General features: G+C 57.5%; 22 protein-coding genes. 10 read left to right on the top strand and 12 right to left on the bottom strand.

Features of this window, described 5'->3' with window-relative positions:
* Positions 1-11 precede the first annotated feature (11 nt).
* The 7 genes from mltG to fabD all read right to left on the bottom strand — a co-directional run bounded on the left by mltG (position 12) and on the right by fabD (position 6,339).
* A complete protein-coding gene (gene mltG / locus ACR0K4_RS00880) occupies positions 12-1,169 on the bottom strand; it encodes an endolytic transglycosylase MltG (RefSeq protein ID WP_480852468.1) in 1,158 nt (385 codons plus the stop codon).
* Positions 1,170-2,435, bottom strand: a complete 1,266-nt coding sequence (gene fabF / locus ACR0K4_RS00875) for a beta-ketoacyl-ACP synthase II (protein ID WP_480852467.1) — start codon at positions 2,433-2,435, stop codon at positions 1,170-1,172. It lies immediately after the preceding gene.
* A gap of 200 nt (positions 2,436-2,635) precedes the next feature.
* Entirely contained in the window at positions 2,636-3,379 is a 744-nt protein-coding gene (locus ACR0K4_RS00870) for a 1-(5-phosphoribosyl)-5-[(5-phosphoribosylamino)methylideneamino]imidazole-4-carboxamide isomerase (protein WP_480515728.1), read from the bottom strand.
* Between the two features lie 121 nt (positions 3,380-3,500).
* Positions 3,501-4,040 carry a GNAT family N-acetyltransferase gene (locus ACR0K4_RS00865; RefSeq protein ID WP_480852466.1) on the bottom strand — a complete coding sequence of 180 codons (540 nt, stop codon included), beginning with the start codon at positions 4,038-4,040 and terminating at the stop codon, positions 3,501-3,503.
* Between the two features lie 139 nt (positions 4,041-4,179).
* Positions 4,180-4,413, bottom strand: a complete 234-nt coding sequence (locus ACR0K4_RS00860) for an acyl carrier protein (protein ID WP_008756330.1) — start codon at positions 4,411-4,413, stop codon at positions 4,180-4,182.
* A gap of 208 nt (positions 4,414-4,621) precedes the next feature.
* Positions 4,622-5,359 carry a 3-oxoacyl-[acyl-carrier-protein] reductase gene (fabG, locus tag ACR0K4_RS00855; protein WP_480852465.1) on the bottom strand — a complete coding sequence of 246 codons (738 nt, stop codon included), beginning with the start codon at positions 5,357-5,359 and terminating at the stop codon, positions 4,622-4,624.
* 41 nt (positions 5,360-5,400) lie between these two features.
* Positions 5,401-6,339, bottom strand: a complete 939-nt coding sequence (gene fabD / locus ACR0K4_RS00850; RefSeq protein WP_480852464.1) for an ACP S-malonyltransferase — start codon at positions 6,337-6,339, stop codon at positions 5,401-5,403.
* Between the two features lie 173 nt (positions 6,340-6,512).
* Here fabD and ACR0K4_RS00845 point away from each other — a divergent pair, with 173 nt between their 5' ends.
* Complete coding sequence (locus ACR0K4_RS00845; protein ID WP_480852462.1) at positions 6,513-7,739, top strand: cytochrome b/b6 domain-containing protein; 1,227 nt, start codon at positions 6,513-6,515, stop codon at positions 7,737-7,739.
* Between the two features lie 61 nt (positions 7,740-7,800).
* Here ACR0K4_RS00845 and ACR0K4_RS00840 read toward each other — a convergent pair whose 3' ends face one another.
* A complete protein-coding gene (locus ACR0K4_RS00840) occupies positions 7,801-8,373 on the bottom strand; it encodes a YceI family protein (protein ID WP_480515733.1) in 573 nt (190 codons plus the stop codon).
* A gap of 127 nt (positions 8,374-8,500) precedes the next feature.
* Positions 8,501-9,019 carry a hypothetical protein gene (locus tag ACR0K4_RS00835; protein WP_480515734.1) on the bottom strand — a complete coding sequence of 173 codons (519 nt, stop codon included), beginning with the start codon at positions 9,017-9,019 and terminating at the stop codon, positions 8,501-8,503.
* A gap of 270 nt (positions 9,020-9,289) precedes the next feature.
* On the opposite strand from ACR0K4_RS00835, the gene rpsF reads away from it, so the two are divergent.
* The 6 genes from rpsF (at position 9,290) to ACR0K4_RS00805 (ending at position 13,031) form a co-directional block, all read left to right on the top strand.
* The gene (gene rpsF, locus ACR0K4_RS00830; protein WP_170652383.1) at positions 9,290-9,643 is read left to right on the top strand and encodes a 30S ribosomal protein S6; all 354 of its coding nucleotides are present in this window, start codon (positions 9,290-9,292) and stop codon (positions 9,641-9,643) included.
* Positions 9,644-9,671: 28 nt separating this feature from the next.
* Positions 9,672-9,899 (top strand): 30S ribosomal protein S18, encoded by a 228-nt coding sequence (gene rpsR, locus ACR0K4_RS00825; protein WP_005608650.1) that lies wholly within the window; start codon positions 9,672-9,674, stop codon positions 9,897-9,899.
* 12 nt (positions 9,900-9,911) lie between these two features.
* On the top strand, positions 9,912-10,532 hold the full coding sequence (gene rplI, locus ACR0K4_RS00820) for a 50S ribosomal protein L9 (protein ID WP_480515735.1): 621 nt from the start codon (positions 9,912-9,914) through the stop codon (positions 10,530-10,532).
* A 151-nt stretch (positions 10,533-10,683) separates the two neighbouring features.
* A complete protein-coding gene (locus ACR0K4_RS00815) occupies positions 10,684-11,160 on the top strand; it encodes a transglycosylase SLT domain-containing protein (RefSeq protein ID WP_480515736.1) in 477 nt (158 codons plus the stop codon).
* A gap of 205 nt (positions 11,161-11,365) precedes the next feature.
* Entirely contained in the window at positions 11,366-12,067 is a 702-nt protein-coding gene (locus ACR0K4_RS00810) for a LuxR family transcriptional regulator (protein WP_480515737.1), read from the top strand.
* Between the two features lie 103 nt (positions 12,068-12,170).
* Entirely contained in the window at positions 12,171-13,031 is an 861-nt protein-coding gene (locus tag ACR0K4_RS00805) for an acyl-homoserine-lactone synthase (RefSeq protein ID WP_480852460.1), read from the top strand.
* Between the two features lie 97 nt (positions 13,032-13,128).
* Here the strand turns inward: ACR0K4_RS00805 and tig are convergent, their stop codons facing one another.
* The 3 genes from tig to ACR0K4_RS00790 form a co-directional block, all read right to left on the bottom strand.
* Positions 13,129-14,460, bottom strand: a complete 1,332-nt coding sequence (gene tig, locus ACR0K4_RS00800; protein ID WP_480515739.1) for a trigger factor — start codon at positions 14,458-14,460, stop codon at positions 13,129-13,131.
* Between the two features lie 184 nt (positions 14,461-14,644).
* Positions 14,645-15,766: a porin gene (locus ACR0K4_RS00795; protein WP_480515740.1), complete on the bottom strand. Its 1,122-nt coding sequence runs from the start codon at positions 15,764-15,766 to the stop codon at positions 14,645-14,647.
* A 278-nt stretch (positions 15,767-16,044) separates the two neighbouring features.
* Positions 16,045-17,841: an NAD(P)H-hydrate dehydratase gene (locus ACR0K4_RS00790; protein ID WP_480852459.1), complete on the bottom strand. Its 1,797-nt coding sequence runs from the start codon at positions 17,839-17,841 to the stop codon at positions 16,045-16,047.
* A 169-nt stretch (positions 17,842-18,010) separates the two neighbouring features.
* Here ACR0K4_RS00790 and ACR0K4_RS00785 point away from each other — a divergent pair, with 169 nt between their 5' ends.
* From ACR0K4_RS00785 to ACR0K4_RS00775, 3 genes are all read left to right on the top strand, one after another.
* On the top strand, positions 18,011-18,349 hold the full coding sequence (locus tag ACR0K4_RS00785; protein ID WP_170325301.1) for a P-II family nitrogen regulator: 339 nt from the start codon (positions 18,011-18,013) through the stop codon (positions 18,347-18,349).
* Between the two features lie 33 nt (positions 18,350-18,382).
* On the top strand, positions 18,383-19,789 hold the full coding sequence (gene glnA, locus ACR0K4_RS00780; RefSeq protein ID WP_480515742.1) for a type I glutamate--ammonia ligase: 1,407 nt from the start codon (positions 18,383-18,385) through the stop codon (positions 19,787-19,789).
* Between the two features lie 104 nt (positions 19,790-19,893).
* Positions 19,894-20,538: an MSMEG_1061 family FMN-dependent PPOX-type flavoprotein gene (locus ACR0K4_RS00775; RefSeq protein ID WP_480852458.1), complete on the top strand. Its 645-nt coding sequence runs from the start codon at positions 19,894-19,896 to the stop codon at positions 20,536-20,538.
* Positions 20,539-20,557: the final 19 nt, after the last annotated feature.

Raw genomic sequence — 20,557 nt, 5'->3', positions numbered from 1 at the left:
GCCTCGCGCGTTTAGTTGCCCGAGTTTCGCTCTGCCTCGATCTCGCGCCATTTGGCGACGTTGCGATTGTGCTCCTGCAACGTTTCGGCAAAAGCGTGACCGCCGGTTCCGTCGGCAACAAAGAAAACATAATCGGTCTGATCCGGCGCAACTGCGGCTTCCAGACTGGCAAGCCCGGGATTGGCAATGGGCGTGGGCGGCAATCCGTCGATCAGGTATGTATTCCAAGGAGTTGCACGACGTAATTCACTACGCCGCAAGCCGCGTCCAAGCGTACCTTGCCCTTTCGTGACACCATATATCACGGTTGGGTCCGTCTGCAGTCGCATCCCCTGATTCAGCCGGTTCACGAAGACGCTGGCTACTTGACCACGTTCTTCGGGGACACCGGTTTCCTTTTCGATGATCGAGGCGAGGATCAGCATGTCCTCGGGGCTTTCCAGAGGCAAACCTTCCTGCCGCGCGTCCCAGACCGCGTTGATCCGGAGCTGTTGTTTTGCCTTCATATCATCCAGCAAAGCGTTCCGGTCCGTACCGGGGGATACCTCGTAGCTGTCCGGTGCCAGCATGCCTTCCGCAGGCAGATCGGCAACGTCGCCCTCCAGCACATCTACGGATTTCAGCGCTTCGACGATCTGCCAGCTGGTGACACCCTCCGCCAGTGAGATACGGTATCTGGTATCCGCTTCACCGCGCTTGTCGCCATAGACATCCGGCGCTTCATCCTCTCCGATCTGGAATGACGCGATTTCCACGAAATCCAGTGTCGCCGGGTCCAGCTCGCGCACCCGCGCCTGCAGCCGGGTCACACCGATGCGGTATTCGATCTCGGTCCCGCAAGTGCTGGCCCCGCTCTTGGTGATATCATCGACGATCTGCTCCATCGACGCGCCTTCGCGCACCAGAAAGCTCCCCGCCTTCAACTGCTGTGATTTTTCGGTGTATTCCGCCGCCATACGGAAAATCATCGCGCTGCTGATCGCGCCCTTGTCTTCAAGGTCACGGCTGACGCGGGTCATGTTAGACCCGCTTTTCACCTGCAGGCAAATTGCGGTTTCCAGCGGACCTTCAGATTTATATTGCGATTGCCCCCACAGAATGACGCCGCCCATCAGGAACAGCCCCACCACAAGGACGGTCAGCGCATTCGACGCCAACGCCCGCCACATTTAACTGACCTTTCCGAAGATCACACTTGCATTGGTGCCACCAAAGCCAAACGAGTTTGACAGCGCCACGTTGATTTCGCGCGCACGTTTTTCGTTGGCGGCCAGATCAATCGGCGTTTCAACAGCCGGGTTGTCAAGGTTGATTGTCGGCGGCGCGACCTGATCGCGGATCGCCAGGATCGAGAAGATCGCCTCAATCGCGCCCGCAGCACCCAGCAGATGCCCTGTGGCGGATTTGGTCGAGCTCATTGTGGCGTTGGCGGCGTGGTCGCCCAGCAAACGCTCGACTGCGCCCAGTTCAATTGTATCAGCCATGGTCGATGTGCCATGCGCGTTGATGTAATCCAGATCGCTCGGCTCAAGCCCGGCGCTGCGCAGCGCCGCTTTCATCGACCGTTCTGCGCCGTCGCCATCTTCGCTGGGTGCGGTGATGTGATAAGCGTCGCCCGACATGCCATAGCCCAGAACCTCGGCATAAATCTTTGCGCCACGCGCCTTGGCGTGTTCGTAATCTTCCAGAACCACGATTCCGGACCCTTCGCCCATGACAAAACCGTCCCGATCCACGTCATATGGCCGGCTGGCCGCCTTTGGGTTATCCGCGAATTTCGTGGACAGCGCCTTGCACGAGTTGAAACCTGCGATGCCGATCTCGCAGATGCAGCCCTCGCCACCACCTGCGACCATCACATCCGCATCGCCTGCGCGAATGATGCGGCTGGCGTCGCCGATTGCATGCGCGCCTGTGGAACAGGCCGTGACGACCGAGTGATTTGGACCCTTGAAGCCAAACCGGATCGAAACCTGACCGGATGCCAGGTTGATCAGTGCACCGGGAATAAAGAACGGCGAAACGCGGCGGGGGCCTTTGTCGCGGATCAGGTTCGCAGTTTCGGCGATCGAGCCCAACCCACCTATACCGGAGCCGATCAGAACACCTGTGCGCAGGCGATCCTCTTCGTCTTCGGGCAGCCAGTTGGCATCCTTGCAGGCCATCTCGGCCGCTGCGATGGAATACAGAATAAAATCTTCGATCTTGCGCTGCTCTTTCGGCGGCATCCAGTCGTCCGGGTTGAACGTCCCGTTTGTGCCGTCCCCACGGGGCACTTCGCAGGCGTAGGTGGTGGTTACACCGCTGGCCTCGGCATCGAACAACGTGATGGGGCCCGCACCGGATTCTCCGTCCAGCAGACGCGACCAGGTTTCCTCGACCCCGCTGGCCAATGGAGTGACCAATCCCAGACCGGTTACAACGACTCTGCGCATGAAGTGCCTCTTGCCTGCTTCCTGTTATGAGAACCGCTCATACCCCGGCCCGGGGTCCGGGGGCAAGAGCAACAGCGTATTCAGCACCGGCATCTTGTCGCCGACAACCCGTTGGCGTCCAATCCCCCTCGGCAAACCGATCCAGAAAAGAAACCGCCCCTCGTAACGTGAAGAAGGGCGGTTTTACTGAATATGGCAGCTTACTGGAATTCAGCGACCGGCTCGTGCGCGGCCCGTGCGACGCTCAGCGCCTCAGCCAGATCGACGCTTTTGCGGAACAGGGCGCGCCCGACGATGGCACCTGAGATGTTCGCGACATAGGCCAGACGCGAAATGTCATCCGATGTGCGAACAACGCCACTGGCAATGACTGGCGTCCGCGATTGTTTGGCCAGACCGGATATCAGGCCCAGCTGCGCATCCACGTCTTCCATATCGCTGTCGATATCGGTGACCAGAATCGCCGCAAAGGGTGTATCCGCGAAGGCGTCGATAAAGGCATCGGGCGTAAAGGCGCTTTGGCTGCGCCAGCCTTCGGTCATCACCTGTCCCTGCCAGACATCAACAGCCAGAACGATCTGGTCCGGGTACAGCTTGGCCAGTTCCTTGACCAACTGCGGATCCCAAGCAGCCAGCGTGCCGATCACAATCCGGCCCGCGCCCTTGTTGATCCAATACTCAACCTGCTCGCGTGTCCGCATACCACCAGCCAGCTGCACTGGTATCTCCGCCGAACGAATGATCTCTTCGACCAGTTCAGAGTTGGTGTCACGGCCTTCAATCGCGTCGAAATCCGTCAGGTGCATCCATTCTGCGCCCGCGGCAGCCCAGCTGCGCGCTGTCTCGACGGGATCCACATGCCAGATCATTGCTTCGTCCAAACGGCCTTTGTCCAGCGTGACACACCGGCCGTTCTGCAGTTCCATAGTGGGGTAAATCCTCATGAGCCCGTTCCTCCGCTCAATCACTATACATTCGGAGGCATCATACACATGGAACGCACACGCACTTTTACCAGTTTCGGCAAACTACGGGCGTTTTGCGGCATCTGCGAGAAAGATGGACTCAGACGCGCGGCGGAGGACCATTGCGGCGCAGCAAAGTAACAGGACTGTCCCGGTAACTGCATTCGCGCATCACCACATAGCCCAGTTTTTTGGCCAACTTTTGCGACACGGTATTTTCGGTATCTACCATGGCCACCAACGGCCCAGGCATGATCCGGTCGAACCAGTCATGCGCGGCCTGCGCGGCCTCGTATCCCAACCCCTCGCCCTGCGCCTCGGGCACCAGAATCCAACCGGCTTCGGGAAAGCTGTCAAAATCGTCGCCAAGTTCTCGGTTTCCATAGAAAAATCCGGCCTGACCGATCATCTGCCGGTTGGATTGCCGCACAACAGCCCATTGCCCGAAACCGGCCATCTGCCAATGCCCGGCATTGCGCAGAAACGAATCCCACGCCTCGCCCCGCGATCGAGGCTTGCCGCCGACATGCCGCACGATGCAGGGGTTGCGCCAGATCTCGGCGAACCGGTTGAAATCCTCGGGCCGCATGCCGCACAGCGTCAGACGGGCCGTATTGATCATTGGGGTGGATCTTATCATGCGCCCACTCTCGAATATCTTGCCTCGGATGCAGCGTGGCGAACACTTATGCCATCTTGCAAGCCCGAATTCCCGGCTGAAACAAAAAACGGCGCCTCCGTTGCCCGGAAGCGCCGCTTTGAAACCGTATGCGAGTGGCTTAGGAAGCTTCGCTGATGAATTTGACCGCGTCGCCAAATGTCTGGATGGTTTCGGCTGCGTCATCAGGGATCTCGATGCCGAACTCTTCTTCGAAGGCCATAACCAGTTCAACGGTGTCCAGGCTGTCTGCGCCCAGATCGTCGATGAAGGACGCGTTTTCCGCGACTTTGTCTTCTTCGACACCCAGGTGCTCAACAACGATCTTCTTCACGCGATCTGCGACGTCGCTCATGTCTATTCCTCATTCCATTTCAGGGCGGTTTGCCCGGTTCTGCCCTTGCCCGATGGGGTTGGCCTTGATGTGCCCGTTCCGGGCGGTTTGAGTCCCGGAACCCGGGAAATTAGAAGGCCGACCTTGACGACCGGCCCTGAATTTATGCGCCGCCTATAGCACAGACAACGCGCAAGGCAAACGCTTTCGCACCTGCCCTGACTCGCGCTCACAACATGGCCATGCCGCCATTCACATGCAAGGTTGTTCCGGTAACATATCCGGCCTCTGGGCTGGCAAGATACAGAACCGCCGCCGCAATCTCTGATGGATCCCCCATGCGCCCTGCCGGAACCTGCGTCAGGATACCTGACTTCTGATCATCGGTCAGCTTGTCGGTCATCGCTGTAGTGATGAACCCGGGCGCCACCGCATTGGCAGTGATTCCACGGCTTGCCACCTCATAGGCCAACGACTTGGTCATGCCGACCATGCCCGCTTTGGACGCCGCATAGTTCACCTGTCCCGGATTGCCCGTCGCGCCGACAACGGACGAGATGTTGATGATCCGACCCCAACGCGCTTTCATCATGCCCCGCAGCACGCCTTTGCACAGTTTGGCCGTGGCCGTCAGATTGACGTCGATCACGCTTTGCCATTCTTCATCAGACATCCGCATGAATAGGTTGTCGCGTGTGATCCCGGCATTGTTGATCAGAATATCGACCGAGCCCATCGCCTCAGCCGCCTGTTTCGGCAGCTCTGCGACAGCCTCCATGTCACTCAGGTTGCACGGCAAAACATGCGCGCGTTCGCCCAATTCCGCAGCCAGTGCCTGCAGGGGCTCAACCCGTGTGCCTGACAAACCAACCGTCGCGCCCGCAGCGTGCAGAGCACGTGCGATGTCGCCGCCAATACCGCCCGAAGCACCGGTGATCAGCGCATTCTTTCCTGTCAAATCAAACATTTCCAGTCCTTCCCTCACCGCCACACCGGGCGGTTTATCCGTTATGCGCCGTCACCGGTCACTTTTTTCACGTCATCCGGCGAACCAACGGCCTGACACGCAAGGGCACGATCAATCTTGCGGATCATGCCGGACAAAGCCTTGCCCGCGCCAATTTCCCACGCTTCGGTCACACCTTGCGCAACCATATACTGCACGCTTTCGCGCCACCGCACCGAGCCTGTGACCTGCTCGACCAGCAGTTGACGGATCACGTCAGGATCGCTCACCGCCTCGGCTCGCACATTGGCCACCAGCGGCACCGCGGGTGCCTTGATTTCGACGGCGGCCAAAGCCTCGGCCATCACGTCGGCCGCAGGCTGCATCAGCGCACAATGAAACGGAGCGCTGACCGGCAGCATCACGGCGCGTTTGGCGCCCTTTTCCTTTGCGATCCCGGCCGCGCGCTCAACGGCAGCTTTTGACCCCGACACAACTACCTGAGTCGGGTCGTTGTCGTTCGCAGCCTGACAGACCTCACCTTGCGCGGCTTCGTCAGCAACGGCGCGCACGGCCTCAAGGTCCAGGCCCAGAATGGCGGCCATCGCGCCCTCACCCACCGGCACCGCGCTTTGCATCGCCTGTCCCCGCGTCCGAAGAAGCCGGGCAGTATCTGCAACCGACAGCGCCCCGGCGGCGGCCAGCGCTGAGTATTCGCCCAATGAATGACCCGCAACAAATGACGCCATTGAGATCGAGGCCCCCTCGGCCTCAAGCGCGCGCAGTGCCGCGATGGACGTTGCCATCAAGGCAGGCTGGGCATTCTGCGTCAGCGTCAGTTCCGCAATATCGCCTTCCCAGATCAACGCGCTCAGCTTTTCTCCCAAAGCCTCGTCAACTTCGTCAAATACGGCGCGGGCGGCAGGATATGCCTCGGCCAATGCTTTACCCATACCGACGGTCTGGGCCCCTTGCCCGGGAAATACGAAGGCGCGTGTCATTGATACCTCTTGGATGACGTAAGGTTGCGGCGGGGTGTAAACCGACTGACGCGCTGGCACAAGCATCGTGTAAGGTCTGCATCCCGACACTGTTTCTGTGCATTTCTTTGCCTTGTGTCCTGATGCGATCCCTTTACGCTGCCCGGCACGAACCATCACAAAGAGAATGACAAATGTCCGCGACAAACACATTTGCCAGCTATGGCAGCGTGACAAAGGCGTTTCACTGGTTGACGGCGCTGCTGATTCTAACGGCCCTTCCGCTGGGATGGTTCGCCAACCAACTCGCTCAAGCAATATATGATCCGAACATTCCCACGACCGAAGCCGACATAGCCCGCGCTGCACAGCTGTTTTCCCTGCATAAAACTGTTGGGGTGACAGTCTTTTTCGTCGCACTGGCGCGAATCCTTTGGGCGATAACACAGGTCAAACCGGGGCTCCTGAACGCTGAAAACAAGCCCGAAGCGTTCGCGGCCGAAACTGTGCACTGGCTGCTATACGGGTCGCTGGTTCTGGTGCCGCTGTCAGGTTGGATTCACCATGCAGCCGCCGAGGGGTTTGCGCCAATCCTTTGGCCTTTCGGGCAGAACCTGCCCCTCGTTCCAAAGTCAGCCGCATTGGCCGAATTCACAGCCAGCTTGCATTGGCTGTTCATCCTGGTTCTGGCGGGGTCACTGCTGTTGCACATCGCGGGCGCGCTCAAGCATCACATTATCGACAAGGACAGCACGCTGCGCCGTATGTTACCCGGGCAGGCCAATGCGCCCGAGCCGCCGCATCAGGAACATTTGACAACACCGCTATTCGCAGCGCTCGGCGTTTGGGTCCTGGTTCTGGCCGGAGGATGGTTTGGCGGTGTCTTCTCGCATCATTCAAGTGCCGCCACCGACACGGCGGAATTGGCGCAGGTGCAATCGGATTGGCAGGTTCAGGACGGAGAACTAAGCGTGACGATCACGCAATTGGGCAGTCAGGTTACGGGCACATTTTCCGACTGGACCGCAGCCATCACCTTTGATGAGCCCACAGCACCTGGCCTCGCGGGATCAGCAGATGTGACCATCGCCATCGGCTCGCTGAGCCTTGGCACAGTATCCGATCAGGCAATGGGTCCGGATTTCTTCGACTCGGCACAGTTCCCGACGGCGCAGTTCAAGGCAGAATTGTTCAAAACCGACAGCGGATATGAGGCGCGGGGCCCCCTGACGATCCGGGACAAAACGGTGGACATCACCTTGCCCTTCACGTTGGACATGCAGGACGGGATAGCCGATGTCGCGGGGTCGGTCGACATCAACAGACTGGATTTCGATGTCGGCACCTCGCAACCACAAGAGGATTCGCTGGGCTTTGCGGTCACCATCGGCTTGCAGCTGACGGCAAAACGCGGAGAATAGCGCATCAAAAAAACCGCCAGAGGTCTCCCTCTGGCGGTTCTGTCACTGAGCTGGCTTGGCTCTATTCGGCTTTCTGTGCTTCGACAGAAATGAAGATTTCGACTTCGTCGCTGACGAACGGAGCGAATTGACCAAGATCGAATTCGCTGCGTACCAGTGTTGTGGTCGCATCGAAACCGGCCCAGGGCTTGCCCGCCATGGGGTGGTCACCCGCCTGGTTCAGCTTAGCATCCAGCACCACCGACTTGGTGACGCCATTCATGGTCAGGTCACCGGTAATGTTTGCCGTATTCTCACCGGTTACTTCGATCCCGGTCGAGGTGAATGTCACAAGGTCGCCCTCGGACGCGCCAAAGAAGTCTTCGGTCATGAAATGATCTTCGCGCGGCTTCCAACCGGTGAACATCTCAACCACGGGCATCGATACTGTCACGCTGGACGCGGCGGGGTTTTCCTGATCGAACAGAATCTCGCCCTCAAAGCCCGAGAACATTCCATAGGTCGTCGAGAATCCAAGGTGGTTATAGTTGAAAATCACTTGGCTGTGGCTGGGGTCCAGAACGTATTTCTCGGCGCTGGCAAATGCCGTGGTCGCCGTCAGCGCCAGTGCAGCAGCTAAAAGAGTGGGTTTCATGTCAATCTCCGCAGTGTTGGGTATGGCAAACCGTACCGGTTGCTCGGAAATAAAAATGTGCTGCCCAAGGGCAGCACACAAGCTTTTTAAGTTCACAAATTCTGTTCTTTTTTGAACAGAATAGAATTCAGCCGAAAATTGTTACGTTTTGGCTGAGTTGACCTTTCAACGCCCGGCCAATTTCCGCCGATTGCAGCGGCAGCTTCATCAGCAGGCTGCCATCAACATCGAACAGCTCGACCTGATCATCGGCAAAGCGCGCGCCGCCCAATGTGTCGTAGCTACGACGCAGAACCGTTTGCGGACGGCCGTTTTCGTTCTTTTGCAGGATGCGCACCTCGCGGCGAATGGGGTCGAAATAAGCATCCGGGCGGGAATCCGAGAACTGAATGGTCAGAAGACTGACGCCAATCATCAGAAAGGCCAGTGAAGCCACCAGTTTGATCGGCCAGACCTCGGCGCCGACGACACCGCCAGGCATCAACCACATCGAAAAGGCCGAGACGATAAAGAACGCGCCAATGACCCGCAGAAGGACCAGACGTGCCTTCCAGTTCGGCGCAAAAGTAATCAGCACCGGTACGGATTTATCAAATACAGCACGCTGTGCCGGAGTTTCAAAAGTGTTTGTGTTGGTAACCGCCATCTGACTTGTCCTGTCTTTAGTGTTCCAAGCGCCCGGGTGCTCCCGGCTTGGTAAACAACCTCGGGGGGAAAAGAGTCAGGAATTGGGCACCTCAAAGGAAATTGGACGGCTTCACAAGGGCATGTGTGGCAGGGCTTGCCCCGCCGCCATAAACGTGTATACGGGGCCATCCTTCGCAAGACACATGAATCGCGCAGCCTCTCGTGGCAGGGTCGCGAAGGAAATATGGCCCCGCCTATGAAATGCGCCTTGATATAAACAGGAGTGCACATGCCACTGTATGAGCATGTAATGATCGCGCGTCAGGATCTGTCCAACGCGCAGGCAGAAAGCCTTGTCGAACATTTCGGCACCGTTCTGGCTGACAACGGCGGCAACGTCGTCGACAGCGAGTACTGGGGCGTCAAGACGATGGCTTACAAGATCAACAAGAACCGCAAAGGCCACTATGCCTTCCTGAAGACCGACTCGCCTGCTGGCGCGGTTCAGGAAATGGAACGCCTGATGCGCCTGCATGAAGACGTCATGCGCGTTCTGACCATCAAGGTCGACGAGCATGCCGAGGGCCCCTCGGTCCAGATGCAGAAGCGCGATGAGCGCGAAGGCCGCCGCGAGCGCCGCTGATCAACGCCTGACGAAAGGACACCAAACCATGGCCGCAAAACCATTTTTCCGCCGCCGCAAGGTCTGCCCGTTCTCGGGTGAGAACGCGCCGAAAATCGACTACAAAGACACCCGTCTGCTGCAGCGCTACATCTCTGAGCGTGGCAAGATCGTACCTTCGCGCATCACCGCCGTTTCGGCGAAAAAGCAGCGTGAACTGGCCCGTGCTATCAAGCGCGCCCGCTTCCTCGCCCTGCTGCCCTACGCCGTGAAGTAAGGAGAGACTGACATGCAAGTTATCCTGCTGGAACGCGTTGCGAAACTGGGTCAGATGGGCGACGTCGTTGACGTCAAGCCCGGCTTTGCCCGCAACTTCCTGCTGCCTCAGGGCAAAGCGCTGAGCGCGTCCGAGGCCAACATCGCCTCGTTCGAAGCCCAGAAAGCGCAGCTTGAGGCGCGCAACCTGGAAACCAAGAAAGAAGCTGAAGCCCTGGCTGAAAAGCTGGACGGTCAGCAGTTCATCGTAATTCGTTCGGCATCGGATGCTGGCGCTCTGTACGGCTCAGTCACCCCGCGTGACGCCGCAGACGCCGCAACCGAGGCGGGTTTCACCGTCGACAAGAAACAGATCGTTCTGGTCGCGCCGATCAAGGAACTGGGCCTGCACGCGGTTGCCGTCAAGCTGCACCCCGAGGTCGAAGTTGAGATCAAGATGAACGTTGCCCGTTCGGAAGAAGAAGCCGAACTGCAGGCATCGGGCAAATCGATCCAGGAACTGGCCGCCGAGGAAGAAGCGGCCGCAGAATTCGAGATCGCCGAGCTGTTCGACGACATCGGCTCGGCCGCATCGGATGATGAGGAACTGGTTGCTGAAGAAGCCCCGGCTGACGAAGACGAGGCGAAAGCCTGATCGTCCAAAACCCGATCTGAAAAGGCCGCGTCACTTACGCGGCCTTTTTTTTGTTTTTTGCGCAAACGAGCAAAATTTAGCCGGAATTCACAACTACGGTTGCACGAGAAATCCTGCACCATATCATCACTCACGGAATTCGGAGATTTCAATGCCCCCCATCTCGCGTCGTCATCTGCTGGCCTTGTTGCTTGTTGCCCCCCTTGCCGCCTGTGCCACACCCGATACCCCTACCCGCGCTGCGACCGAGCCGCCGCTCTATCCCAATGAAACGCCTGAGCTGCGGGCATCGATCAACAAGTGGGCAGACCACTATGAGATTCCGCGTGAACTGGTTCACAAGCTGGCTATTCGCGAAAGCACCCATCGCCCCTGGGCGGTGAATCGCCCTTATTACGGCCTGCTTCAGATCCTGCCCGCCACCGCAAGGTCGATGGGTTACAAAGGTGACCCGCAGGGATTGCTGGATGCCGATACCAATCTGGAATTCGCGGGGAAATACTTGCGCGGGGCATGGCTGTTGTCAGATGGCGATCAACAGCGCGCGATCTTCCTGTACGCCAAAGGCTATTACCCCGAAGCGAAGGCACGGGGAATGCTGGTCGAAACCGGGCTTCGTTCCGAATAAACAGGCGACTCAGCCATTAGCTGTAGATGCAGTGGTAATAATATGTGCAAAAGACTAAGCTTCTGTTGCCATAAGCGCGCATTAAGCCTATGCGCTGTTAACAAATTGCTTGCGTAAAGGACCCAGGTTGACGCAACGTATCGCTTAGTGTGGACAGATATGGCATTCTTGTGGGGAGAGAATAGCCACCGTAAAGGTTGGACAGGTGAAACTCATAGACTTGGCCGCAATCGACCATGAGGAGAGGTCGGCCGAAGATATAATAAACTCGGTCTGCGAGGAACTTGGCTTTGACTATGCGTCTTATGCCACCATGAATCCTGTCAAAGGGGACGTTCAGGGGTATGCCAACTACCCGGACGAGTGGAAGATTCACTATGGTCGGCATGGTTTTCACCATTTTGACCCGACCATCTATCAATCTGTGCTCAGCATCGCCCCGGTCGATTGGGGCCGTTTCAATCATGACGAGAAATTCAATGCGGTCTTCAAGGACGCGCATGACTTTGGAATCACACCGCGCGGCCTGACGGTGCCGATCCGTGGCCCCTATGGGGAATGCGGAATTCTTAGCGTCACGCGCGACTGTTCCGACGGAGAGTGGGAAAAGCTCAAAGGCCACGTCATGGGCGACCTGCAACTGGCCGCGGTGCAAGCACACGATACTGTGATGCAATCGGGGTTGCTTGCCAAAGCGCTTTATCTACCTTCCCTGTCGACGCGCGAAAAAGAGATTCTGCAGTGGGTCGCCGAAGGGAAATCCCAACAGGATATCGGTGATATCCTTTCGATCTCGCATCGCACCGTGGAAGTACACATGCGGTCCGGTCGCGAAAAGTTGGGCGCGCTGACCACACCGCAGGCCATCGGCCGCGCCATCGGTTTGGGCCTAATTGCCCCGGGTTAATAAAAAAAATCCAAAAATACGGGAAATCCCCAATAGTCTCGCGTGCAGACTTGGTTAACAGTCAACCTACGGTAACCAGACTGTAGACTGTAGGGGGATGGAAATGATCATCGTAATTGATGGTATCAACCAACATATGTTCACCGATGTACTGGATGAAATGTTCAAACTGCGCGCGCGCGTCTTCGGCGATCGCCTGGGTTGGGACGTAAATATCAAAGATGGGCGCGAGCGTGACCACTTTGATGATTTGTATCCGGCACATGTTGTCAGCATCAACGACTCGGGGGACGTCGTTGGGTGCATGCGACTGTTGCAAACGACCGGACCGCACATGTTGTCCGACGTGTTTCATTCAATCCTGGACGGAGAGCCGCCGATTCGCAGTGCTCAGGTCTGGGAAGCAACCCGCTTTTGCGTCGATACGAAAAAGCTTGGGCGCGGACGCGGCGAGAACTCGGTATCCTACGTCACTAGCGAAGTGATGATCGGATCTTTCGAATACGCCAAGAAAGCCGGCGTGCTGGACTCTATCGCCGTGATCGACCCGGTGATGAACCGCGTTCTGCAACGGTCGGGCAATGCGCCTTATGACTATCTGGGCACGGCAAAACCCATGGGCAAAGTTGTCGCCATGGCCGCGCTGATGGATTGCTCGGAGGAACGGATTTCCGGCATCCGCGACTATGCAGGCATCGAACATGATGTCTTTTTGACAGACGAAGAAGCGCTGGATTTGTTTGCAGGCACCAAGGCCGTAGAACAGCAAACCAACGTTGCAAACTTCGACCACCAGCCGCTCAGCCAGTTGGAAAAGTACTTTGTCGAGCAGATGAGCGCTGCAAAGACACAAGCCGAAGTGAACGACGTTCTGAAACTGATCGAGGCACTCTCGGACCGATTTACGCCAGAGCAGAAGACCGCTCTGCTACGAACCCCCCGTGCTTTTGCTCATGAGGCCTGACCCCCTCACCTCATAGCACAAAGCCACCCACGCGGAGCCGTCTTTTTTCAAGGCGGCTCCGCTCTTTTGTGGACCCCGGAGACGGGGAAGGAAGAGGTTATTCCTCTTCCAACGCCTCAACGGCTTTCTGCAGATCGTCCTTGCTGACTTCTTTGTCGGCGACCTGAGCCAGTTCGAACACGTAATCGACAACCTTGTCTTCAAAGATCGGCGCGCGCAGTTGCTGTTGCATCTGAGCGTTCTGCTGCACAAACTCAAAGAACTGACGTTCCTGACCCGGGTACTGACGCGCCTGGTTCATGATCGCCTGGGTCATCTCGGCATCCGTAACCTCAACCTCGGCTTTCTGCCCCAGTTCGGCCAGCAGCAGGCCCAGACGCACGCGGCGTTCGGCCAGCTTGTTGTGCTCATCGGTGGGCTCAATCGGATCGTGGTCGTGGCCTTCGACGTCCGGGTTTTCCTCGTGCCACAGCTGATGTGCAATTTGCTTGGCTTCGGCTTCAACCAGTGACGGCGGCAGGTCAAATGAAACCTTCTCGTCCAGCACATCCAGCAGGCCACGCTTCATGACAGCGCGCGACGCACCGGCGTACTCGGCTTCCAGACGCTCAGCGATCTGCGTTTTCAGACCGGCCAGATCTTCGGCACCAAACTTCTTGGCCAGCTCGTCGTTAACCTCGGCTGCAACAGGCTCTTTCACCTCTTTGATGGTGCAGGCGAACACAGCGTCTTTCCCAGCCAGATGCTCGGCGCCGTATTCTTCGGGGAACGTAACGTTGACGTCTTTTTCTTCTTCGGCCTTCACGCCAACCAGCTGCTCTTCAAAGCCGGGGATGAAGCTGTTCGAGCCCAGAACCAGCGGATAGTCCTCAGCCGAGCCACCTTCGAACTCTTCTCCGTCAACCTTGCCGACAAAATCGAACACGATCTGGTCGCCATCCTTGGCTTTCGAGCCTTTGCGACGCGCTTTGAAATCCTGCGCGGTTTCGGCCAGGTTGTTCAGCGCTTCTTCGACAGCCGCGTCATCGGCCTTGACGACCAGCTTTTCCAGCTCGACCGATTTCAGGTCAACTTCGGGAATCTCGGGCAGCGCCTCATAGGACATCGCGACCTCGACATCGTCGCCTTCTTTCCAGTCCTCGTTGGTCATCTTGACCTCGGGCTGCAGGGCCGGACGGTCACCACTGTCCTCAAAGTGCTTGTTCATCGCACCGTCGATGGTTTCCTGCATCGCTTCGCCCAACAGGCGCTGGCCAAACTGCTTTTTCAGCAACGCCATGGGCACCTTGCCTTTGCGGAACCCCTTCATTTCAACTTCGGGCTGTGCCTCGGTCAGTTTTTCGTTGACCTTGTCGTCCAGCTCGGCTGCAGTCACAACGATGTTGTAGCCGCGTTTCAGACCTTCGTTCAGCGTCTCGGTAACCTGCATTATGGTAGTCCCCATAGGATTCGGGGCGCGCAAAACGGGCGCGCCAGGCAAATTTGACGCCTTCTATTTGTCCAGCCGATCACGCGCAAGGGGCAACTGCCGGATCTGCCCTGTTTTGCCGGTCTTTTGAACAAAAAACGCCCTGGTACAGACCAGAGCGTTTCGCCGCATTGCGGGTGCGGGCTCAGAACTGCCAGCGTGCACCCAGAACCCAGGCTTCATTGTCATCAAAGTCTATCCCGTCTTCGAAATCGTGATTGCGATATTTCAAATACACATCCGTGTTGATGCTATCTACGCGCTGCACAACGGCAATGCCCCAGGCACTGGTGTCAGAACCGTCATTCTCAAAGTCCGATCCGTCGAAATAGTCGATGCCGACACCGGTCTGACCCCACGAGACCCAGTCATCCTGATAGGACAGTTTTGCGTACCAGTAGTTCGGGTCCGACACCCCTGCCCGATCATCATCACGGGTGCCAAACGCCGCTGTAAACCCAAACCCGTTTTGCAGCAAAACCGAGGCCGAGCCAATTGTATCCTGCTGATCTCCGCCTGCATCGAAATCGCGCACAGCATAGGCCAGCGCCGCAGCAAACTTCACCCCGCCACCAAAGGTGGTTTCATAAAACAGGCCGAGATCATAGTAATCATCGTCGTCATCGCTGTTCAGAATGTTCTGGCCATAGGCGATCCCTGCCGAGAACCCATTGAAGTCCGGTGTATCATAGCGGATCCGCCCTCGGCGCGCTCCGTCGAAGTTGCTGCTTGAATCTCCGACGGTGGTCCCGCTCAGGATGCCGTTTGGCGCGCGATAAAAGAAGCCAGCGTTCTCGTCATTGGTGAAGGAATACAGCGCTGTCCCGACATAGGACAAATCAACCTCGGCAGCACCATCGGCAACCATGCTGCCCTGCCCCGCAGAAAACCGGCCATATCCGCCCTTGAGCGAGAAATCGACATGGCGGATGTCCTCGCGGTTCCACCCATCGGCGTTGGTACCGAACTGATCGGCCGAGGCGGACCCAGGCAATCCCAACCCGGTTTCAAAACGAAACATGAATTCACTGCTGCCATAGGGCTGCATCAGGCGCAGTCCCACGCGGCTGTTCGACAGGTCATTGTCCAGAACCCGCGTTTCGGTATCGTCTCCGTCATCCACAGAAATCAGCGCCGGGTGCAACTGCCCATATAGCAGCACATACCCGCCACTTTGGTTTTCATATTTCAACTCCGCCGCAGCCGGGATCGCCGTCGTTGCAACCAGCAACGCAGCAAGGGGTGTAGGGGTCAATTTCACTGTCATATCATTCACCATCAAAGGGTTCAGCTTTGGGGCACCGCAAAATCCCGTACAGTGCCATGGTTTTGGTTTCGGTTGCTTCCGGCCGTTTGGCTTAAACAATCAGGAACCTGCCAATGCGTCTTCGAACATAAAAATAATTGCTTTCAACGATTTGCAGCCAGCATCAGGAAGAGAGTCGTACGCCCTGTTTTAAATTCTTACATTCTATTATGCGAATAGCAATTTCTCGCAACACACGGGCGCAAATCCACAAAGCAGCAATTCGCCGAAACAGGAGCTTATGGGCTGGTTTTTGCCTGAGCCAACTGCCGGAAAACAGCGGGCAGTTGTTCGGGCAGGTCTTCCGCAATCAGACCCGGGCCAAACGCCCGGGCACATTCCACATGCAACCAGGCCGCAGTTTCAGCTGCGGGCATTGGATCTAGTCCACGCGCCAGCAGGCCGGTGATGAATCCCGCCAGTACATCGCCCGATCCGGCCGTCGCCAGCCATGGTGCTGACCGGTCATAAACAGCCGCATGAACCGCACATGTTCCATCTGGCGCCGCAATCACCGTATCTGACCCTTTGAACAGCACCACACACCCCGCGCGCTGCGCTGCCTCGCGGGCTGCATCCACCTTTGAATACGCTGGGCCGGATTGGACACCATGATGATCGCCCTGAACGCTCTGACCTCTCAACCGATCGGCCAAATCCGGAAAAAGTCGCGCAAACTCGCCAAAATGCGGGGTCAGGACACAGCGTTCGTGCACCATCCCGAACAACACGCCCGGATCATTCTGAAAGGCCGACAGCGCATCCGCGTCCAGCACTGTCTCTCTTTGCACTGACATCGCAACCGGCACCAACTCGCGCGCGCGTGCCATGCCCAAACCAGGCCCCAGGCACAAGGCATTCAACCGCTGGTCCTGCAGAATATCGGTCAGCCCATTTGCATCCTCTACCCGGTCCAGCATCAGCGCCGAAATCTGAGAGGCAACCTCTGACACCGCAGCCGTTGGCACACCGAGCGTCACGAGCCCCGCACCAATCCGCAGCGCCCCACGCGCCGCCAACCGGGCCGCACCGGTTTTTCCCTCGGATCCGGAAAGCACCAGCGCGTGACCATGCGAAAATTTGTGTGAGTCCAGCCCGGATTTGTCCAAAACCTCAGCGAATCGACCAGACATGACAGGACGCGGATCATCCACCATCGCCTTCTTTCCCACCAACCGCGTCCTCGCAGGTCGCAGAACACGCGCCTCGCCATCACCTGCACGGCCGCTCGGCGCATCGAAGACGCGCCATTCTTTCAAGCCGATATCCTTGACCACAAGTTTCCCGCATAAGACAGGCCCCGCACCGATGAAATGACCAATCTTGGGGCTGTCAAACGCAACCGTCAGCGCCGCCGACGCGGCCAGCCCGCGGTAATCCCCATCCGGTGGGACACCAACCCCCAAAACGCGACCACTATCCATACACAACCCAGACGGAGAATCGATGGCCACCGTTCGAAAGGCCCCTCCCTCGCGCGCACGCACCGACATCTCACCCAAGACCTTTCGAAGATCGCCCCGCAACGGCCTGGTCAGGCCAGTTCCAAACAGCGCGTCAACGTAAAGATCCACGCAAGAGGCCTCGCCCATCAAATGCTGCCTTCGGAACATATCCGCCGTCAATGGGGACACGTCCCCAATCTCCAACCACATCAGATAGTTGGCGCGCGCATCAACGGGAAGACGCGCGGGGTCCCCATACAAATAAACCTGCACCTCCCATCCGAGCGCATGCAGAAGCCTGGCGACAACAAACCCGTCACCGCCATTGTTACCGGGCCCGCACAGAACCACAGCACGCAGCCTCACCTCTTCATCTTTTTCTAAATACTCAACAGGCTCATCGCTCCCGACCGCACCAACCGCCGGTGAATCACACACAGCTTGCCGCCGCAAAGCGGGCCATTCCTCAAAAATCGCCTCGACGACCCCTTGCCCCGCCCGTTCCATCAATTCCAGCCCTGTCACCTGACCGGACTCAATCGCCGCCAGCTCAATCGCGCGCATCTGCGCGGCGGTCAGCAACTCTGTCATCTTCCCTCACCCGGCGATTCAATTTTGATTACTTTTTATGCAAAGCGATCAAAATTTCATCCACCGCCTATTTTCTCGGCATCGCAACACAGCCAGTTTCGCATTCGGTTTGCCGACTGATCTTAGACGTGGTCAGTGCCACCGTGACAAGAGATAAAGGGAGCCCGGGATGAAGAAGATCGAAGCGATCATCAAACCGTTCAAACTCGACGAAGTGAAAGAGGCATTGCAGGACGTCGGTGTCCAGGGGCTCAGCGTGATCGAGGTTAAAGGATTCGGTCGCCAGAAAGGTCATACCGAACTGTATCGCGGCGCAGAATACGTGGTCGACTTTCTGCCCAAGGTGAAGGTCGAGGTCGTGCTGGACGATGATCAGGTCGACGCCGCGATCGAGGCCATCGTTTCAGCGGCGAAAACCGACAAAATCGGCGATGGCAAGATTTTTGTCTCACCCGTTGAACAAGCCATTCGCATCCGCACCGGTGAGACCGGTTCGGAAGCCCTGTAACACAGTAATCTTCAAATCAGAGGAATAGAGAGTATGAGCAAGGACGCAGTTCTTCAGCTGATCCGGGATGAGGATGCCGATTACGTCGATATCCGCTTTACCGACCCGCGCGGCAAGCTTCAGCACGTGACCATCATGTCCGACCAGGTTGACGAAGACTTCCTGGAAGAAGGCTTCATGTTCGACGGTTCGTCCATCGCCGGTTGGAAGTCCATCGAAGCATCCGACATGAAACTGATGCCCGACACTGACAGCGCCTATGTCGATCCGTTCTATGCGGAAAAGACCATCTGCCTGCACTGCTCGGTCGTAGAACCCGACACCGGTGAAGCCTATGAGCGCGACCCGCGCGGCACCGCCCAGAAAGCCGAAGCTTACCTGAAAGCATCCGGCATCGGTGACGTTGCCTATATGGGCCCCGAAGCCGAATTCTTCCTGTTCGACGACGTCCGTTTCTCGAACAGCATCAACAAGGTATCCTACGAAGTTGATGCAACCGACGCGTCGTGGAACACCGACACCGAGTACGAGATGGGCAACATGGGCCATCGTCCGGGCGTCAAAGGTGGTTACTTCCCTGTAAACCCTGTTGACGAAGCGCAAGACCTGCGGTCGGAAATGCTGTCGACCATGAAGCGTCTCGGCATGAAAGTGGACAAGCACCACCACGAGGTTGCCTCGTGCCAGCACGAGCTGGGTCTGATCTTCGATAGCCTGACCAAGCAGGCCGACGAGCTGCAGAAGTACAAATACGTCATCCACAATGTTGCCCACGCCTACGGCAAATCGGCCACCTTCATGCCGAAGCCCATCGCAGGTGACAACGGCACCGGCATGCACGTCAACATGTCGATCTGGAAAGACGGCAAGCCGCTGTTTGCTGGCGACAAATACGCCGACCTGTCGGATGAGGCGCTGTACTTCATCGGCGGTGTTCTCAAGCACGCCAAGACCCTGAACGCCTTCACCAACCCGTCGACCAACAGCTACAAGCGCCTGATCCCGGGTTTCGAAGCGCCCGTTCTGCGCGCCTACTCGGCCCGTAACCGCTCGGGTTGCGTGCGTATTCCGTGGACCGAAAGCCCGAAAGCCAAGCGCGTCGAGGCCCGCTTTCCCGATCCGGCCGCGAACCCCTACCTGGCGTTTGCCGCTCTGCTGATGGCTGGCCTGGACGGCATCAAGAACAAGATCGATCCGGGCGAAGCCATGGACAAGAACCTGTACGATCTGCCTGCCGAAGAACTGGCTGACATCCCGACCGTATGTGGTTCGTTGCGTGAAGCGCTGGAAGCTCTGGCATCCGATCACGACTTCCTGCTGCAGGGCGACGTGTTCACCAAAGACCAGATCGACGGCTACATCGCGCTGAAGATGGAAGAGGTCGAAACCTACGAGCATACTCCGCACCCTGTAGAATACGGCATGTACTACAGCTGCTGATCAAGAATTTTCGACGAAAATTCTCGCGAGGGCGTCCATCCGGGCGCCCTTGTTTCATTTGGCGTGATCTTTCACACTCGGATCATCCGAACAGGAGAAATGCCATGACCTCGGACGCTGTGTTTTCGCGCTATTCAGATTTTATCACCTCGACCGACGCACTGGAGCGCATCACTGGCGCGCCCCTGCCGCAGATCATCGCCAAGGAAATACCCGAACTGGATCAGATGTGCCGTGACTTTATCGCGACCTCGACCTTCTGCCTGATCGCGTCCGCAAATCCGGACGGACATCTGGACATCTCGCCGCGCGGCGACCCGGCCGGATTTGTTCAGGTGATCTCGGACACGCTGATCGCAATACCAGATCGTCCGGGCAATAAACGTGTCGATACCTTTCACAACGTCCTCAGAGATCCACGCGTCAGCCTGATCTTTTTTGTTCCCGGCAAAATGGAAACTCTGCGCCTTCGCGGAACCGCGCGGATTTGTGCGGATCAAACCCTTCTTGATCAAATGGCCGTAAATGACCATGCGCCAAAACTCGCGCTTTTGGTCCATGTCGAGACCGTTTTTGCCCACTGCCCGAAATGCGTCATCCGCGCGGGCCTGTGGCAGCCCGACAGGTGGCCCGACTCTTCGGATTTGCCGAATATGAATGCGATGATGGTCAAACATGCCAAAATCAACCAGACACCGGACGAATGGTTCCAAAGCCTCAGGGATTCAGGAGAGCTGGATCTATATTAGCCTCGCCTTTCCGACCGCA

Source organism: Ruegeria sp. K11 (assembly GCF_056531905.1).
The sequence above is the reverse complement of the archived record's forward strand: the minus strand, read 5'-3'. Positions and strand labels throughout refer to the sequence as shown.

What these genes read in the sequence shown, in the direction of transcription:
- mltG (WP_480852468.1), bottom strand. Translation starts at nt 1,169, where the DNA reads ATGTGGCGGGCGTTGGCGTCGAATGCGCTGACCGTCCTTGTGGTGGGG.
- fabF (WP_480852467.1), bottom strand. Translation starts at nt 2,435, where the DNA reads ATGCGCAGAGTCGTTGTAACCGGTCTGGGATTGGTCACTCCATTGGCC.
- ACR0K4_RS00870 (WP_480515728.1), bottom strand. Translation starts at nt 3,379, where the DNA reads ATGAGGATTTACCCCACTATGGAACTGCAGAACGGCCGGTGTGTCACG.
- ACR0K4_RS00865 (WP_480852466.1), bottom strand. Translation starts at nt 4,040, where the DNA reads ATGATAAGATCCACCCCAATGATCAATACGGCCCGTCTGACGCTGTGC.
- ACR0K4_RS00860 (WP_008756330.1), bottom strand. Translation starts at nt 4,413, where the DNA reads ATGAGCGACGTCGCAGATCGCGTGAAGAAGATCGTTGTTGAGCACCTG.
- fabG (WP_480852465.1), bottom strand. Translation starts at nt 5,359, where the DNA reads ATGTTTGATTTGACAGGAAAGAATGCGCTGATCACCGGTGCTTCGGGC.
- fabD (WP_480852464.1), bottom strand. Translation starts at nt 6,339, where the DNA reads ATGACACGCGCCTTCGTATTTCCCGGGCAAGGGGCCCAGACCGTCGGT.
- ACR0K4_RS00845 (WP_480852462.1), top strand. Translation starts at nt 6,513, where the DNA reads ATGTCCGCGACAAACACATTTGCCAGCTATGGCAGCGTGACAAAGGCG.
- ACR0K4_RS00840 (WP_480515733.1), bottom strand. Translation starts at nt 8,373, where the DNA reads ATGAAACCCACTCTTTTAGCTGCTGCACTGGCGCTGACGGCGACCACG.
- ACR0K4_RS00835 (WP_480515734.1), bottom strand. Translation starts at nt 9,019, where the DNA reads ATGGCGGTTACCAACACAAACACTTTTGAAACTCCGGCACAGCGTGCT.
- rpsF (WP_170652383.1), top strand. Translation starts at nt 9,290, where the DNA reads ATGCCACTGTATGAGCATGTAATGATCGCGCGTCAGGATCTGTCCAAC.
- rpsR (WP_005608650.1), top strand. Translation starts at nt 9,672, where the DNA reads ATGGCCGCAAAACCATTTTTCCGCCGCCGCAAGGTCTGCCCGTTCTCG.
- rplI (WP_480515735.1), top strand. Translation starts at nt 9,912, where the DNA reads ATGCAAGTTATCCTGCTGGAACGCGTTGCGAAACTGGGTCAGATGGGC.
- ACR0K4_RS00815 (WP_480515736.1), top strand. Translation starts at nt 10,684, where the DNA reads ATGCCCCCCATCTCGCGTCGTCATCTGCTGGCCTTGTTGCTTGTTGCC.
- ACR0K4_RS00805 (WP_480852460.1), top strand. Translation starts at nt 12,171, where the DNA reads ATGATCATCGTAATTGATGGTATCAACCAACATATGTTCACCGATGTA.
- tig (WP_480515739.1), bottom strand. Translation starts at nt 14,460, where the DNA reads ATGCAGGTTACCGAGACGCTGAACGAAGGTCTGAAACGCGGCTACAAC.
- ACR0K4_RS00795 (WP_480515740.1), bottom strand. Translation starts at nt 15,766, where the DNA reads ATGACAGTGAAATTGACCCCTACACCCCTTGCTGCGTTGCTGGTTGCA.
- ACR0K4_RS00790 (WP_480852459.1), bottom strand. Translation starts at nt 17,841, where the DNA reads ATGACAGAGTTGCTGACCGCCGCGCAGATGCGCGCGATTGAGCTGGCG.
- ACR0K4_RS00785 (WP_170325301.1), top strand. Translation starts at nt 18,011, where the DNA reads ATGAAGAAGATCGAAGCGATCATCAAACCGTTCAAACTCGACGAAGTG.
- glnA (WP_480515742.1), top strand. Translation starts at nt 18,383, where the DNA reads ATGAGCAAGGACGCAGTTCTTCAGCTGATCCGGGATGAGGATGCCGAT.
- ACR0K4_RS00775 (WP_480852458.1), top strand. Translation starts at nt 19,894, where the DNA reads ATGACCTCGGACGCTGTGTTTTCGCGCTATTCAGATTTTATCACCTCG.